General features: G+C 72.7%; 12 protein-coding genes and 1 pseudogene. 7 read left to right on the forward strand and 6 right to left on the reverse strand.

Annotation, left to right across the window (positions count from 1 at the left end; all coding sequences use genetic code 11):
* Positions 1 to 173: 173 nt before the first annotated feature.
* The 3 genes and pseudogenes from ACIRPX_RS33940 to ACIRPX_RS33950 all read right to left on the reverse strand — a co-directional run.
* A pseudogene (locus ACIRPX_RS33940) lies at positions 174 to 509 on the reverse strand (enoyl-CoA hydratase/isomerase family protein); the annotation flags it as partial.
* Complete coding sequence (locus ACIRPX_RS33945) at positions 506 to 1,729, reverse strand: thiolase family protein (protein ID WP_404202488.1); 1,224 nt, start codon at positions 1,727 to 1,729, stop codon at positions 506 to 508. The gene ACIRPX_RS33945 and the pseudogene ACIRPX_RS33940, both read right to left, overlap by 4 nt.
* Positions 1,708 to 1,977: a hypothetical protein gene (locus ACIRPX_RS33950; protein WP_404202490.1), complete on the reverse strand. Its 270-nt coding sequence runs from the start codon at positions 1,975 to 1,977 to the stop codon at positions 1,708 to 1,710. The genes ACIRPX_RS33945 and ACIRPX_RS33950 overlap by 22 nt, the downstream gene beginning before the upstream one ends.
* 452 nt (positions 1,978 to 2,429) lie before the next feature.
* On the opposite strand from ACIRPX_RS33950, the gene paaI reads away from it, so the two are divergent.
* Positions 2,430 to 2,861 carry a hydroxyphenylacetyl-CoA thioesterase PaaI gene (gene paaI, locus ACIRPX_RS33955; protein ID WP_404202492.1) on the forward strand — a complete coding sequence of 144 codons (432 nt, stop codon included), beginning with the start codon at positions 2,430 to 2,432 and terminating at the stop codon, positions 2,859 to 2,861.
* A complete protein-coding gene (paaK, locus tag ACIRPX_RS33960) occupies positions 2,858 to 4,204 on the forward strand; it encodes a phenylacetate--CoA ligase PaaK (RefSeq protein ID WP_404202494.1) in 1,347 nt (448 codons plus the stop codon). The genes paaI and paaK overlap by 4 nt, the downstream gene beginning before the upstream one ends.
* A 78-nt stretch (positions 4,205 to 4,282) precedes the next feature.
* Here paaK and ACIRPX_RS33965 read toward each other — a convergent pair whose 3' ends face one another.
* On the reverse strand, positions 4,283 to 5,152 hold the full coding sequence (locus tag ACIRPX_RS33965) for a LysR family transcriptional regulator (RefSeq protein ID WP_404202496.1): 870 nt from the start codon (positions 5,150 to 5,152) through the stop codon (positions 4,283 to 4,285).
* A gap of 70 nt (positions 5,153 to 5,222) precedes the next feature.
* Between ACIRPX_RS33965 and ACIRPX_RS33970 the strand changes: the two genes are divergently transcribed.
* Together ACIRPX_RS33970 and ACIRPX_RS33975 are read left to right on the forward strand one after the other, a co-directional pair.
* Positions 5,223 to 5,828 (forward strand): short chain dehydrogenase, encoded by a 606-nt coding sequence (locus ACIRPX_RS33970; RefSeq protein ID WP_404202498.1) that lies wholly within the window; start codon positions 5,223 to 5,225, stop codon positions 5,826 to 5,828.
* A 119-nt stretch (positions 5,829 to 5,947) separates the two neighbouring features.
* On the forward strand, positions 5,948 to 6,457 hold the full coding sequence (locus ACIRPX_RS33975) for an NUDIX domain-containing protein (RefSeq protein ID WP_404202500.1): 510 nt from the start codon (positions 5,948 to 5,950) through the stop codon (positions 6,455 to 6,457).
* A 21-nt stretch (positions 6,458 to 6,478) separates the two neighbouring features.
* On the opposite strand, the gene ACIRPX_RS33980 is transcribed toward ACIRPX_RS33975, so the two are convergent.
* Together ACIRPX_RS33980 and ACIRPX_RS33985 are read right to left on the reverse strand one after the other, a co-directional pair.
* Positions 6,479 to 7,177 (reverse strand): DUF899 domain-containing protein, encoded by a 699-nt coding sequence (locus ACIRPX_RS33980; protein WP_404202502.1) that lies wholly within the window; start codon positions 7,175 to 7,177, stop codon positions 6,479 to 6,481.
* Positions 7,178 to 7,243: 66 nt separating this feature from the next.
* Positions 7,244 to 8,047 (reverse strand): AraC family transcriptional regulator, encoded by an 804-nt coding sequence (locus tag ACIRPX_RS33985; RefSeq protein ID WP_404202504.1) that lies wholly within the window; start codon positions 8,045 to 8,047, stop codon positions 7,244 to 7,246.
* Between the two features lie 54 nt (positions 8,048 to 8,101).
* Between ACIRPX_RS33985 and ACIRPX_RS33990 the strand changes: the two genes are divergently transcribed.
* The 3 genes from ACIRPX_RS33990 (at position 8,102) to ACIRPX_RS34000 (ending at position 12,780) form a co-directional block, all read left to right on the forward strand.
* Positions 8,102 to 9,094 (forward strand): zinc-binding dehydrogenase, encoded by a 993-nt coding sequence (locus tag ACIRPX_RS33990; protein ID WP_404202506.1) that lies wholly within the window; start codon positions 8,102 to 8,104, stop codon positions 9,092 to 9,094.
* 127 nt (positions 9,095 to 9,221) lie between these two features.
* Positions 9,222 to 10,919, forward strand: coding sequence for a stealth family protein (locus ACIRPX_RS33995; protein ID WP_404202508.1), 1,698 nt, complete (start codon positions 9,222 to 9,224; stop codon positions 10,917 to 10,919).
* Positions 10,920 to 10,932: 13 nt separating this feature from the next.
* Entirely contained in the window at positions 10,933 to 12,780 is a 1,848-nt protein-coding gene (locus tag ACIRPX_RS34000) for a stealth conserved region 3 domain-containing protein (RefSeq protein ID WP_404202511.1), read from the forward strand.
* Positions 12,781 to 12,805: the final 25 nt, after the last annotated feature.

A 12,805-nucleotide genomic window follows, 5' to 3' on the forward strand; every position in this document is an offset into this window, starting at 1 on the left:
CGGCGCGCCACCGAGCCCGCTGTCGACCGCCGTCAGCCGCCGCCGGCCACCCATCGGCACACCGGGCGAGACCGAGACCGGCGCCCACACGGGCACCCCCGGCCGCGACCACCGGCTGCGGCGGCGCACGCACCCCCGTCAGCAGCGGGTCGCTCTCCTCCGCGCGATGGCGCATCCGCGCCGCCGCCCAGGGCCCAGCCGTCGACGGCGGCGACGGTCGGCAGCGGCAGGCGCCGTACCCGCTCGAACAGACGGCTGTTGATGCCCTGGAGCGCTTCGTCGCGACCGCGCCGCAGCAGTTCGGCGATGTCGGCGCCGCCCGCGAACACACGGCCGTGGCCGGTGAGCAGCAGCAGCCGCGGCTCGCGCTCCAGCCGGGCGCAGACGTCGTGCAGTTCGTCGATCATGCGGCCGCTGATGGCGTTGCGCGCCTCGGGCCGGTGGAGGGTGACGATCACCCGGTCGTCGCGCTCCTCGACCAGGAGCGTCTCGTAGGACTGGTCGCTCATACCCGCTCCACCAGCATCGCCACGCCCTGGCCGACGCCGACGCACAGGGTGGCCAGGCCGCGGGACGCCTCCTCGCGCTCCAGCCGGCCGAGCAGGGTCAGCAGGATGCGGGCACCGGAGCAGCCCAGCGGGTGGCCGAGGGCGATGGCGCCGCCGTCGGCGTTGACCTTGTCCTCGTCCAGCTTCAGGCGGCGCATCACGGCCAGGGCCTGGGCCGCGAAGGCTTCGTTGAGCTCGACGGCGTCCAGTTCGGACGTCTGCCAGCCGGCCCGGGCCAGCGCCTTCTCGGTGGCGGGTACCGGTCCGAGGCCCATCAGGTGGGGCTGGACGCCGGCCGAGGCGGAGGTGACGATCCGCGCCCTCGGGGTGAGGCCGTACCGTTCCACGGCCGACGCGCTCGCCACGACCAGGGCCGCGGCGCCGTCGGAGAGCGGCGACGACGAGCCCGCGGTGACGATGCCGCCCTCGCGGAAGATGGTCCGCAGCCCGCCGAGCTTCTCCAGGGTGGTGGAAGGGCGCGGCCCCTCGTCCCGGGCCACTTCGCCGTCCCGTACGGGCACCGCCACGATCTCGCGGTCGAAGCGGCCCGCCTCCTGGGCGGCGACCGCCCGCCGGTGGCTGCGCAGGGCGAAGGCGTCGGAGTCGGCGCGGGTGATGCCGTCCAGGGCCGCGACCTCCTCGGCCGTCTCCCCCATCGACAGCGTGACCTTCACCGTCTCGGCTCCGGCGCCCGCGGGCACGGCGCGGTCCGCGGCCGCGAAGCGGGGGTTGGTGAAGCGCCAGCCGAGTGAGGTGTCGTGCACCTCTCCGGGCTTGGCCCAGGGCGTTCCGGGCTTCGCCATCACCCAGGGGGCGCGGGTCATCGACTCCACGCCGCCGGCGACGACCAGGTCGGCCTCCCCGGAGCGGATCGTGTGGGCGGCCGAGGCGACGGCGGTCAGCCCGGAGGCGCACAGCCGGTTCACCGTGTAGCCGGGGACGGTGTGCGGCAGCCCGGCCAGCAGCACCGCCATGCGGGCCACGTCGCGGTTGTCCTCACCGGCCTGGTTCGCGGCGCCCAGGACGACCTCGTCCACGGCGTCGGCGGGGATGCCCGAGCGGCGTACGGCCTCGCCGACGACGAGGGCCGCGAGGTCGTCGGGGCGCACCGGGGCCAGGGCGCCACCGTAGCGGCCCTGCGGGGTGCGGGCTCCGTCGATCAGGTAGATGTCTTCGGGCATCGGGCGGACTCCTCGCTGGGGGCGGTGACGGGGCGACGGGACGGCAGTACGAAGTAGCGGCGGGTGACGAATGCGGCGTCGGAGAGGGTGGCGCAGGCCGCCGGGTCGGCCGCGCCGCCGTGGACGTCGCTCAGCGCGGCGGGCGGGTCGACGCAGACCCGGCCGGTGAGGTTCTCCGGCAGGTGCACGTCCGCGTCCGGGACGGCCTCCCCGGCGGCCGGCACCTCGTCGTCGGCGGAGCGGACCACGGCGGTCAGGGCCCCGTGCGCGCACGGCCGCGCGGAACGGGTCCCGGCCGTAGCGGGTGGAGTCCGTGCCGACGACGAAGACCCCCGGGCCGAGCCACTCGTGTGTGAAGACCTCGCGGTCGCGCTCCGCGCCCAGCCGGGCGCCCCCGGGCGTCCGGGCAGGTCGAAGGGCCCGCCCCGCTGCTCGCGGACGGTCGCCGCACCGAGTTCGGCGGCCCGCTCGCCGTACACCGGCCTGCCGGGCGATACGGGAGACGGCGTCCCGCGCTCGCGTGTCCCGGCCGCGGCCACGGCCTGTTCCAGCAGGTCACGGTGTCGGGTGAACAAGTCGGGCACCTCGGGGACTCCGTTCGGCGTGCGGCTCGCCTCTTGACAGGCAACGGGGCGGCTTGATTACTTGACCATGCCGCACGCTAACCGAATGTTCGGTCGGGAGACAAGGTGGTGTGAACATGACGGAAGCCGCGCGACCGGCTCCGGCACCCGCGGAGCGCATGTTCGCCGCGGACGAGGCCTCGCAACGGCTCGGGATCGAACTGCTCGAACTGGGCGAGGGCACCGCCGTGCTGCGCATGACGGTGACGAAGGCCATGGTCAACGGCCATGGAATCGCCCACGGCGGATACATGTTCCTGCTGGCCGACTCCGCCTTCGCCTGTGCCTGCAACAGCCACGGCCCGGTCACCGTCGCGTCCGGGGCGGACGTCACCTTCGTCGCCCCCGCGTACGAGGGCGACGTCCTGACGGCCACCGCCGAGGAAGTCACCCGATTCGGCCGCAGCGGCATCTACGACGTGAGCGTGAGGCGCGCCGACGCGGTGGTAGCGGTCTTCCGCGGCCGCAGCCGCACCCTCCGCGACACGCACCCTGAGGAGCCGCAATGATCAGCGACATCAAGACGTCGGCGGACGCCCCGGCCCGCCGCGGTGAGCCCCTTCCGGCGGACCTTCTGGACGACGCCGAGCGGATGTCCCGGCAGGAGGTGAGAGACCTCCAGCTGAAGCGGCTGCACCACACGCTCCGGCACGCCTACGACAACGTCGAGCTGTACCGCAAGAAGTTCGACCAGGCCGGCGTACGGCCGGAGGACTGCCGGACCCTGGAGGACCTGGCGCGGTTCCCCTTCACCACCAAGGCGGACCTGCGCGAGACCTACCCCTTCGGGATGTTCGCCGTCCCCATGTCCGAGGTGCGGCGCATCCACGCCTCCAGCGGCACGACCGGCCGCCCCACGGTCGTCGGCTACACCGAGAGCGACCTGTCGATCTGGGCGGACCTCGTCGCCCGCTCCATCCGCGCAGCCGGCGGCCGCCCGGGACACAAGGTCCACATCAGCTACGGCTACGGCCTGTTCACCGGCGGCCTGGGCGCGCACTACGGCGCCGAGCGGGCCGGCTGCACGGTGATTCCCGCCTCGGGCGGCATGACCGCCCGCCAGGTGCAGATCATCCAGGACTTCGCACCCGACATCATCATGGTGACGCCGTCCTACATGCTCACGCTGCTCGACGAGTTCGAGCGCCAGGGCGTCGACCCGCGCTCGACCTCCCTGAAGGTGGGCATCTTCGGCGCGGAGCCGTGGACGGAGGAGATGCGCCGCGAGATCGAGGAGCGCATGGACATCCACGCGGTCGACATCTACGGCCTGTCCGAGGTGATGGGTCCCGGTGTCGCGCAGGAGTGCGTGGAGACCAAGGACGGACTGCACGTGTGGGAGGACCACTTCGTGCCCGAGGTGGTCGACCCCGTCACGGACGACGTCCTCGCCGACGGCGAGAGCGGTGAGCTTGTCTTCACCTCCCTCACCAAGGAGGCGCTGCCCGTCATCCGTTACCGCACCAGGGACCTGACCCGCCTGCTGCCCGGCACGGCGCGGGCCGGACTCCGCCGCATCGAGAAGATCACCGGCCGCTGCGACGACATGATCATTCTGCGTGGGGTCAACGTCTTCCCCACCCAGATCGAGGAGATCGTGCTGCGGACGCCCGGCGTCGCCCCGCACTTCCAGATCCTGCTCAGCACGCGCGGCCGGATGGACCACATGACCGTCCGCGTCGAGGCACGGCCCGACGCGGGCCCGGAACAGCGCGCGACGGCCGCCCAGGCCATCACCAAGGGCGTCAAGGACGGCGTCGGTGTCAGCGTGGAGGTCGTCGTCGTGGAGCCCGAGACCCTGGAGCGCTCCCTCGGCAAGCTCCGCAGGATCAAGGACGAACGCCGGTCGTGACGCGCCCTGGTGCCACCATGGCGCGGCGAGCCGGCGATCCTCGGCCGCGCCACCACGCTCGGCACACGGAGTGCCCTCTCAGGACTGCGCGTCGCGGGCGTGCTGCCGGGCGAGGTGCAGGAACGCTTCGGTGGCCGGGTGGGCCGGGAGGGCCGGCCACGCCAGGTGGACGGTGACGGGGTCCGCGTCGGCCAGCGGGAGGTAGCGCACGCCGGGGTGGGGATGGTGGTGGACCGTACCTTCGGCCGTGACGCCGACGGCTTCCCCCGTGGCGATGACCGTGAGCCACTCGTCGACCCCCGGGACCTGGAGGGTGCGGGGCCTTCGGTCCTCCGGCCACAGCTCCGCACCGGAGGTCGCGGCCGTGGCGCACAACGCGACCAGCTCACCCGCCACGTCGGCCAGGTGCACGCTCTCGCGCTCCGCCAGCGGGTGCCCCTCGGGCACGGCCGCCATCCGCCGTTCGTACGCCAGCACCACATGGGCCAGGCCGCTGTCGCCGGCCGGCCGGGTGCGCAGGACGGCGACGTCCGCGGCCCCGCGGCGGACCGCGGCCTCGGGATCGTCCAGGCGGCGCACCTGGACCGGGGCCTCGGGGTGCCGTTCGCGCCAGGCGCGCAGCAGGGGGACGGTGTGCCGTCCGAGCGCGGCCCAGGCGAAGGCGAGACGGAGCGGCCGCGCGTCGGCCCGGCCGACCGCTTCGGCCAGGGCGTCGTCGAGCCGGCCGAGGATGTGCCGGGCCTGGTCCCACAGCCGCTGCCCGGCCTCCGTCAGCGCGAGCCGGCGTGTGGTGCGCTCCACCAGACGTACCCCCAGGCGGCGCTCCAGCTGCTCCAAGGTGCGGGAGAGCGCGGGCTGGCTGACGCGCAGGGCGAGCGCGGCGCCGGTGATGGTTCCCTCCTCGCCGATCGCGACCAGGGCCCGCAGGTGCCGCACCTCGACATTCATGACCGCCAAGCATAAATGCTCCACCACCGGCATTTCCCTCGCCCGCCGGGCCCGCCGTAGCGTCGCGGGCATGAAGATTCTCCTGATCGGGGCCACCGGCACGCTCGGCACCGCCGTCCACCGGGAACTGGCCGTCCGCGGCCATGACGTGATCACCGTCGGACGCACCGCGGGCGACCTGCGCTGCGACATCACGGACCCGTCCCGGGTCGCCGAGCTGTACCGGCGGTCCGGCCGCGTGGACGCGGTGGTCAGCGCCGCGGGCGACGTGCCCTACCGGCCCGTCGCCGACATGACGGCCGAGGACTACCAGGCCGCGTTCACCGGCAAGGTGGCCGCCCAGATCGAGCTGGTCCGCCAGGGGTTGCCCCACGTCGCCGAACGCGGCTCCTTCACCCTCATCACCGGCATCCTCGCCCGCGAGCCCATCCCCACCGGCACCGCCGCCTCGATGGCCAACGGCGCCCTGGAGGCGTTCGTCCGCGCCGCCGCCATCGAGATCGCCCCGCAGCGCATCAATGCCGTCAGCCCGAACGTCTTCACCGAGAGCCTCACCGACTACGCCGGCCACTTCCCGGGCATGGGCTCGGTCGACCTCGCCCAGGTCGCCCAAGCGTACGTCCGCTCCGTGGAGGGCGGCCAGACGGGCCGGATCTACGCGCTGCAGGAAGGTTGACCATGCGAAAGTCCCGCCCGCCCGGCGGGCGGACGACGCTACTTTGAGACACGCCCCGGGCGCCCGCCGAGTCACTTCGGCCGAGTCCCGCACGAGACGTCCGTACGAAAGGCACCGCGTTGCACGCACGTACACCGCACATCGAGAGCGGCCGCATCACGACGCGGCCCCGCACCAGCCGCCCTCCGGCACCGCAGGCGGCGGTGGGGGTCGGGGTGATCGTGGTCCGTGAAGGACGTCTGCTGCTGGGGCGGCACCGGCTCGGGACGTTCGAGCTGCCGGGCGGGACCGTCGAGCCGTACGACGGGTCCTTCGAGGAGACCGTCGTGCGCGAACTGGCCGAGGAGACGGGTCTGGTGGCACGCACCGGGGACGTCACCCTGCTGGGGACGCTCGTCGACCACGTCGGCGACGTCGTACGGATCACCGTCGGTGCGGTCGTCCGGTCATGCGAAGGCCGGCCCTCGACGCAGCCGGACGAGAGCGTGGGCGGATGGGAGTGGTGGCCGCTGGACGGGCTTCCCCGGCAAGACCTCTTCGAGTGCAGCGCCCAGATCCTCACGCACTGGCGTCCTGAGCTGCCCATCGACCATCCGCCCGCGCACTTCACGCCCTACGCGGCAGGCTGAGGCCGCGGGCCGGCAGCCCGCTCACCGGCCGCCGCCCGCACCGGGGCCGTAGGCCGCGGCGATGTCCTTCGAGGTCGCCCACCGGCTGTACGTGGGCGACTGGGGCCAGCCCTCGGGCGAGTCCTGCCACTCCTCCTGGCGGCCGTACGGCAGCAGGTCGATGAGAGCGAAGGAGTGGCTGAGCTGCTCGGTGCCCCGGCCGTCGGTGTGCCAGGTGCGGTGGACCGTGTCGCCGTCGCGCAGGAACACGTTGACCGCGAATCCGCCGCCGGGCGGGGCGCCGACGTCGGAGCCGAAGGAGCTGCCGGCGGTCGAGTACCAGGTCATCCTGTTGCCGACGCGCTGCTTGTAGGCGAGGGCCTCCTTGATCGGGCCCTGGGTGACGACGACGAACCGCGCGTCGTAGCCGTCCAGGAACTCCAGGCGCGTGTACTGCGAGGTGAACCCGGTACAGCCCGGGCACTGCCATTCCTTGCCGGCGAACCACATGTGGTGGTAGACGATCAGCTGCGACGCGCCTTCGAAGACATCCGCCAGCCGGACGGGGCCGTCCTCGCCCTCGAGGACGTAGTCGGGCATCTCCACCATGGGCAGGCGGCGGCGCTCGGCGGCGATGGCGTCGAGTTCGCGCGTGGCGGCCTTCTCGCGGGCTCGCAGCGCTTCGAGCCGGCGCTCCCAGGTCGCGGGGTCGACGACGGGTGGCAGGGCGTGGGTGGTCATGGTCCCCTCACAGAGCTCGTACGCGGTTCGGCCTGTCCGGAGGTGGACCCGGTCCGGCACCGGAACTCATCGGTCGCGTCCGGAGCCGTTGCGGTAGCGGCCCGGTGTGGTGCCGACGATCCGGGTGAAGGCCGCGATGAAGCCGCTGGGGTTGGCCCAGCCGCAGGCGTGGGCGACGCGGGTCGTGTCGTGGCCGTCGGCGAGCAGGACGAGGGCGTGGTGGATGCGCAGCTGCGTGCGCCATTCGTAGAAGGTCATGCCGAGCTCGTCGTGGAACAGCCGGCTGAGGGTGCGGGAGCCGGCGCCGATCGTCCGGCCGAGGTCGGCGAGCGAGGTGTTGTCCGAGGGCCGCTCGCGCAGGATCCGGGCGACGGCGCGCAGGCGGTCGTCCCGCGGTTCGGGCAGTCGCAGGGGCTGTTCGGGCGCCGCGCGGAGCTCGTCGACCAGGACGCGGCGCAGGCGTGCGTGCGCGGCGCGGTCGTGGTCGGGCCCGGACCGGTCGCGAAAACGCGGGCCCGTGAGGGTGAGCAGCAGCTCGCGGACGAGTCCGGAGGCCGTGAAGACGGCGGGATGGCCGGGCGTGAGCCGGGTCAGGGAGGAGGGCAGGAAGAGGATCCGCATGTCGGTGCTGCCGTGCGCGCGGTGATGGTGCGTGAAGCCGGCCGGGATCCATGCGACGCGGTTGGCGGGAACGATCCACGTTCCGCGTTCGGTGTGGACGGTAAGGACGCCCCGGGCCGCGTACACCAGGTGCCCCCGCGGATGGGAATGCGCCGCGCTCGTGCCGCCGGGCGGCCACAGGTGCACCCCGCCGGACGGCCATGTCTGCGACGTCCGGCCGGCTGCGGAAGGTTGGCGGCCGTCGGGCATGACATGGCATCGTACCGGTGGCAGGCCACGATGCCCATCGACCACGGTGAACGCATGACGACGACGATGCGTGCGGCGGTCTGTGTCGGGGCGGGCGGTCCCGAGGTGCTGGAGATCCACAAGCGGCCGGTGCCCGCGGTGCGGCCGGGCTGGAGCCTGGTGCGGGTGATGGCCGCGGGCCTGAACCGGTCGGAACTGCGGACGCGCCAGGGGCACTCCCCCGGCGTGCGGTTCCCGCGTGTGCTCGGCATCGAATGCGTGGGCGTGGTGGCGGACTCGACCGATCCGCGGCTGCCGGCCGGCACGACCGTCGCCGCGGTGATGGGTGAGATGGGCCGGGAGTTCGACGGCGGCTACGCCGAGTACGCGCTGCTGCCGAACGCGCTGCTGATGCCGGTCACCACCACCCTGCCGTGGGACGTTCTGGCGGCGCTGCCCGAGAGCTGCCTGACGGCGCAGGGCTCACTGGACGCGCTGGGGATCGCGCCCGGCGGCACGGGGCGGCTGCTGATCCGGGGCGGGACGTCGTCGGTCGGGATGGCGGCGGCGGCGATCGCGCACGGCTACGGTCTCGAGACCGCGGCCACGACCCGGCGGCCGGGCAAGGCCGCGGCGCTGACCGCGGCCGGTGTCGACCACGTGCTCCTCGACGACGGCGGGCCGCTGTACGGCCGGGTCCGCGCGATCTGGCCCGAGGGTCCCGGCCATGTGCTGGATCTGGTCGGGGCGAGCACCGCGGTGGACTCGCTGTGCCTGGTCCGGCGCGGCGGGACGGTGTGCGTTTCGGGCTCGCTCAGCGGGTGGCTGATCCCGGACTTCGAGCCGATCGCGATGATCCCGTCCGGTACCGCGCTCACGTCGTTCCACAGCGACGACGTCAAGGGCAGCGCGGGCGCGGCCATGCTGCAGCGGATCGTGCGGGAGGTCGAGGCGGGCCTCCACCGGCCCCATGTGGACCGGGTGTTCGCTCTGGACGAGGTCGTCGCGGCCCACCGGTGCATGGAGAACGACGAGGCCACCGGAAAGCTGGTGCTCGCCACCGCTTAGCACGGAAAGGAAAGAACCGGCTATGAGCAGCGTTAACTTTCGGAGATATCTCGTACAACCTTTCGTCACATGCGTGGGTCTCGTTATCGCAAGGGTGAGTTGAGGTTGGTGAAGAGGAGCCCCGAAGGTGACCGTGCGCTCTTTTGCCCGGCGGATGCGGCCCCGAGTCGAGCGGAAGGCCGCCGAGCGGGTGTGGCAGTTGCGCACCATGCGGCGGCGCCGGCAGGCCGCGGTCACGGACCCGGTCCTGCGCCCGGTGGCGGTGCGCGGCCAGCAGCTCTACGGCCGGGTCGTGTCCGCCTTCACCGCGGCCGACGCCGCCGCCTCGAACTTAGGTCTGGTCGTGGCCGCGCTGGAGCAGGAAGGTATCCCGTACTTTCTGCTGCCGGCCGCGCGGACGCGGTACACGGTCGGCGTGAACGCCGTCGACCGGGAGCGGTTCCTCACGGCCCTCGAGACCCGGAACGCCGGCAAGGCGGTCTTCATCGGCAGGCCGCTGCCCGGCGGGACGCTCCGCCACCCGGCCCTGTTCATGGACGGCGTGCTGCCGGCCGCGCTGCGCACGGCACCCGCGCTGCGGATCGGCGAGAACCACCTCGGCCCCGAGGGCCAGTTGCTCTCCGGACCGGAACTCGCCTGCGACGTCGAGTTCTGGGAGGACGGGGCGCAGCTCCTCGCCTCCGACGACGGCCCCCGGCGACTGGCCAGGGTCCAGCCGCAGGCGTCCGAGGACGTCTTCGCCGAGTCTCTCGTGTCGCCGCGCGCCAACGGCATCACCGACGTACTGCCGGCGTCCGAGCAGAAGCCCGCCACCGTCCAGGTGGGCGACCGGGAGCTGCCGACCTTCGCCCCGTTCACCCGGCCGACCGTGAACGACGTGACCTTTCCCGTCGACGTCGTCTACACCTGGGTCGACGGCGAGGAGCCGGAGATGCGGGCGAAGCGGGCCCGCTTCCAGGGCCGGGGCACCGCCGAGATCCTGGACAAGGAGACCAACGCCTCCCGCTACACCAGCCATGACGAGCTGAAGTACTCGCTGCGCTCGCTCGCGATGTACGCGGACTTCGTGCGCCACGTCTACGTCGTCACCGACGGCCAGAAGCCGCACTGGCTGGACGACCGGGCCGAGGGCATCACCGTCGTCGACCATCGCGACATCTTCCCGCCGGACGTCCTGCCGGTCTTCAACTCCCATGCCATCGAGACCCGTCTGCACCACATCGAGGGTCTGTCGGAGCACTACCTGTACTTCAACGACGACGTGTTCGTCGGCCGCCGGGTCACCGCGGAGCACTTCTTCCACGGCAGCGGGCTCATGAAGATCCCGGTCTCCCCGCTCAAGATCGGTGTCGGCAAGCCGCACGCCGAGGAGACCGCCACCAACTCCGCCAGCAAGAACGTCCGCCGGCTGCTGATGGAGAAGTTCGGGCGGATGACGACGAACAACTTCATGCACACGCCGCTGCCCCAGCGGCGCGAGACCCTGCGGACGCTGGAGGAACTCTTCGACGCGGACGTCCGGCGCACCACCGCGTCCCGCTTCCGCTCCCCGCAGGACATCGCCATGACGGCGCCGCTGCTCTACCAGTACGCGCTGATGACCGGCCACGGTGTGCCGGGCAGCTACAGCTTCCGGTACGTCAACATCAGCCGCCCGGACGCCGAGGCACGCCTGGACGATCTGCGCCGCAACCGCCGCTTCGACTTCTTCTGCCTCAACGACGTCGACGTGCCGCCGGAGGAGCGGGAGCGGGTCGGCGTCCGCATGGGCGAGTTCCTCGACCACTACTTCCCCTTCCCCGGCCCCTTCGAGAAGCGGAACTGACGGGGGCGCGGGTATGGACATCCGCCACCACGCCGGGGCTCCCGCGGGCCTGCGGGCGGTCCGGGGGCTTCTGGTGGTCCTCCGGCTCCAGCTCTCGGCCCGGCTGTGGACCCTGCGCAGGGCCCGGGCCCGACGGCGCCTGCGGGCCGCTCTGCCCGGACTGCGCCGGATCACCCTGGGACCCGTGCGGCTGTACGGGCCGACGGTCGCCGCCTACACGGCCGCGGACGCCGCGGAGGCCGACCTCGAGCGGGTGTGCACCCTGCTGGAGTCGATCGCGGTTCCCTACTTCCTCGTCCCCTCCGACCGCGAGAGCAGCGCGCCCCGGCCGGTGGTGGGCGTCGAGGAGAGGTACCGTGACGCGGTCCTCAGCCGGGCGGCGCAGCGCTTCGCGCACACCGCCGCGTACGTCGGCGCGTGCGAGCGGGACGGCAGTGTGACCCGTGCGGTGCTGTGGGCCGACGGCACATTGCCTCGGGCGCTGAAGCGGGCGGCGGTGCTCCGTACCGGCGTACTGCGCCTCGGCCCGGCGGGGCAGGTGCTCGGCGGTCTGGAGGCGGGCTGCGACATCGAGTTCTGGCGCCGCGGACTGGATCTCGGCCCGGCCGCGGGCTCCGACCCCTCCTGGCTGACCGTGCCCGGCAGCCAGTTGGGGGACGTCTACGGCGCGGCACTCGTCGCTCCGCGCCGCAACCCCGTCTCGGAGGTGCTGCCCGCGACGGCGCAGCAGCCGGCCGCCGTGACGGGACCTCGCCGCAGCGTGCCGACGTTCGAGGCCTTCGCCCACACGGGTATCGACGAGGTCCGCTTCCCGGTGGACGCCGTCTACACCTGGGTCGACGGGGACGAGCCCACGATGGCCGCGAAGCGCCGCGCGTACCAGGAGCTCACCGGCGGCGTCATCGCGGCACGCGAGACCGGCGCGTCGCGCTACACCAGCCATGACGAACTCCGTTACGCGCTGAGGTCGCTGGACATGTACGCCGGGTTCGTGCGGCACGTCTACCTCGTGACCGACTCCCAGATCCCCGACTGGCTGGACCCGGACGCGGAGGGTCTGACGGTCGTCGACCACCGGGACATCCTGCCCGCCGAGGCGCTGCCCGTCTTCAACTCCCATGCGATCGAGAGCAGGCTGCACCACATACCGGGCCTGTCGCAGCACTACCTCTACTTCAACGACGACGTCTTCATCAACCGCCCGGTGCGGGCGGAGCACTTCTTCCACGGCAACGGCATCGCCCGCATCCCGCTGTCCCCGCTGAAGCTCGGGCTGGGCTCCCCGCATCCGCTGGAACCGGCACCCAACTCCGCCGGGAAGAACGCCCGCGAGGTGATCGCGCGCTTCCACGGCCGCTACGTCACGCACAAGTCGCTGCACACCCCGCACCCCCAACTGCTGTCCGTCATGCGGGAGATGGAGGATCTGGGCATCGAGGAACTCGAGCACACCGCGTTCTCGCGCTTCCGCTCGATCTCCGACGTGGCGCCCGCGTCCACCCTCCACCACCACTGGGCGATCGCGACGGGACGGGCCGTACCGGCCCACTACCGCTTCCGCTACGTCCAGTTGGGCACCCCGGACATGCGGCGCCGGCTGGCCCGCCTCACCGCCGGCGAGGACGTCGACTTCTTCTGCCTCAACGACGTGGACACACCTCCGGCGGCCCGGGCGGCGGCCCGGACCGCCATCCACGGCTTCCTGCAGCGCAAGTACCCCTTCCCGAGCCGTTTCGAGGGCGCACCGCACGCCCTCTCCCACTCGGCCGCACCCCACGTCACACAGCTCCCGCGACAGGTGACGCGGCAGGAGGCACGGCGTCACGACGGCGGGTTCCAGCGCGAGGGCCAGAGCCAGTGACACGAGCCCCGGCGACCGCGGTGAT

The organism is Streptomyces sp. NPDC101225 (genome assembly GCF_044767585.1).
Lineage (GTDB): Bacteria > Actinomycetota > Actinomycetes > Streptomycetales > Streptomycetaceae > Streptomyces.

Bases quoted from the DNA above. Each gene is read 5' to 3' on its own strand.
- ACIRPX_RS33965 (WP_404202496.1), bottom strand. From the start codon at position 5,152: ATGAATGTCGAGGTGCGGCACCTGCGGGCCCTGGTCGCGATCGGCGAG.
- ACIRPX_RS33980 (WP_404202502.1), bottom strand. From the start codon at position 7,177: ATGACCACCCACGCCCTGCCACCCGTCGTCGACCCCGCGACCTGGGAG.
- ACIRPX_RS33990 (WP_404202506.1), top strand. From the start codon at position 8,102: ATGACGACGACGATGCGTGCGGCGGTCTGTGTCGGGGCGGGCGGTCCC.
- paaI (WP_404202492.1), top strand. From the start codon at position 2,430: ATGACGGAAGCCGCGCGACCGGCTCCGGCACCCGCGGAGCGCATGTTC.
- ACIRPX_RS34000 (WP_404202511.1), top strand. From the start codon at position 10,933: ATGGACATCCGCCACCACGCCGGGGCTCCCGCGGGCCTGCGGGCGGTC.
- ACIRPX_RS33970 (WP_404202498.1), top strand. From the start codon at position 5,223: ATGAAGATTCTCCTGATCGGGGCCACCGGCACGCTCGGCACCGCCGTC.
- ACIRPX_RS33945 (WP_404202488.1), bottom strand. From the start codon at position 1,729: ATGCCCGAAGACATCTACCTGATCGACGGAGCCCGCACCCCGCAGGGC.
- ACIRPX_RS33985 (WP_404202504.1), bottom strand. From the start codon at position 8,047: ATGCCCGACGGCCGCCAACCTTCCGCAGCCGGCCGGACGTCGCAGACA.
- paaK (WP_404202494.1), top strand. From the start codon at position 2,858: ATGATCAGCGACATCAAGACGTCGGCGGACGCCCCGGCCCGCCGCGGT.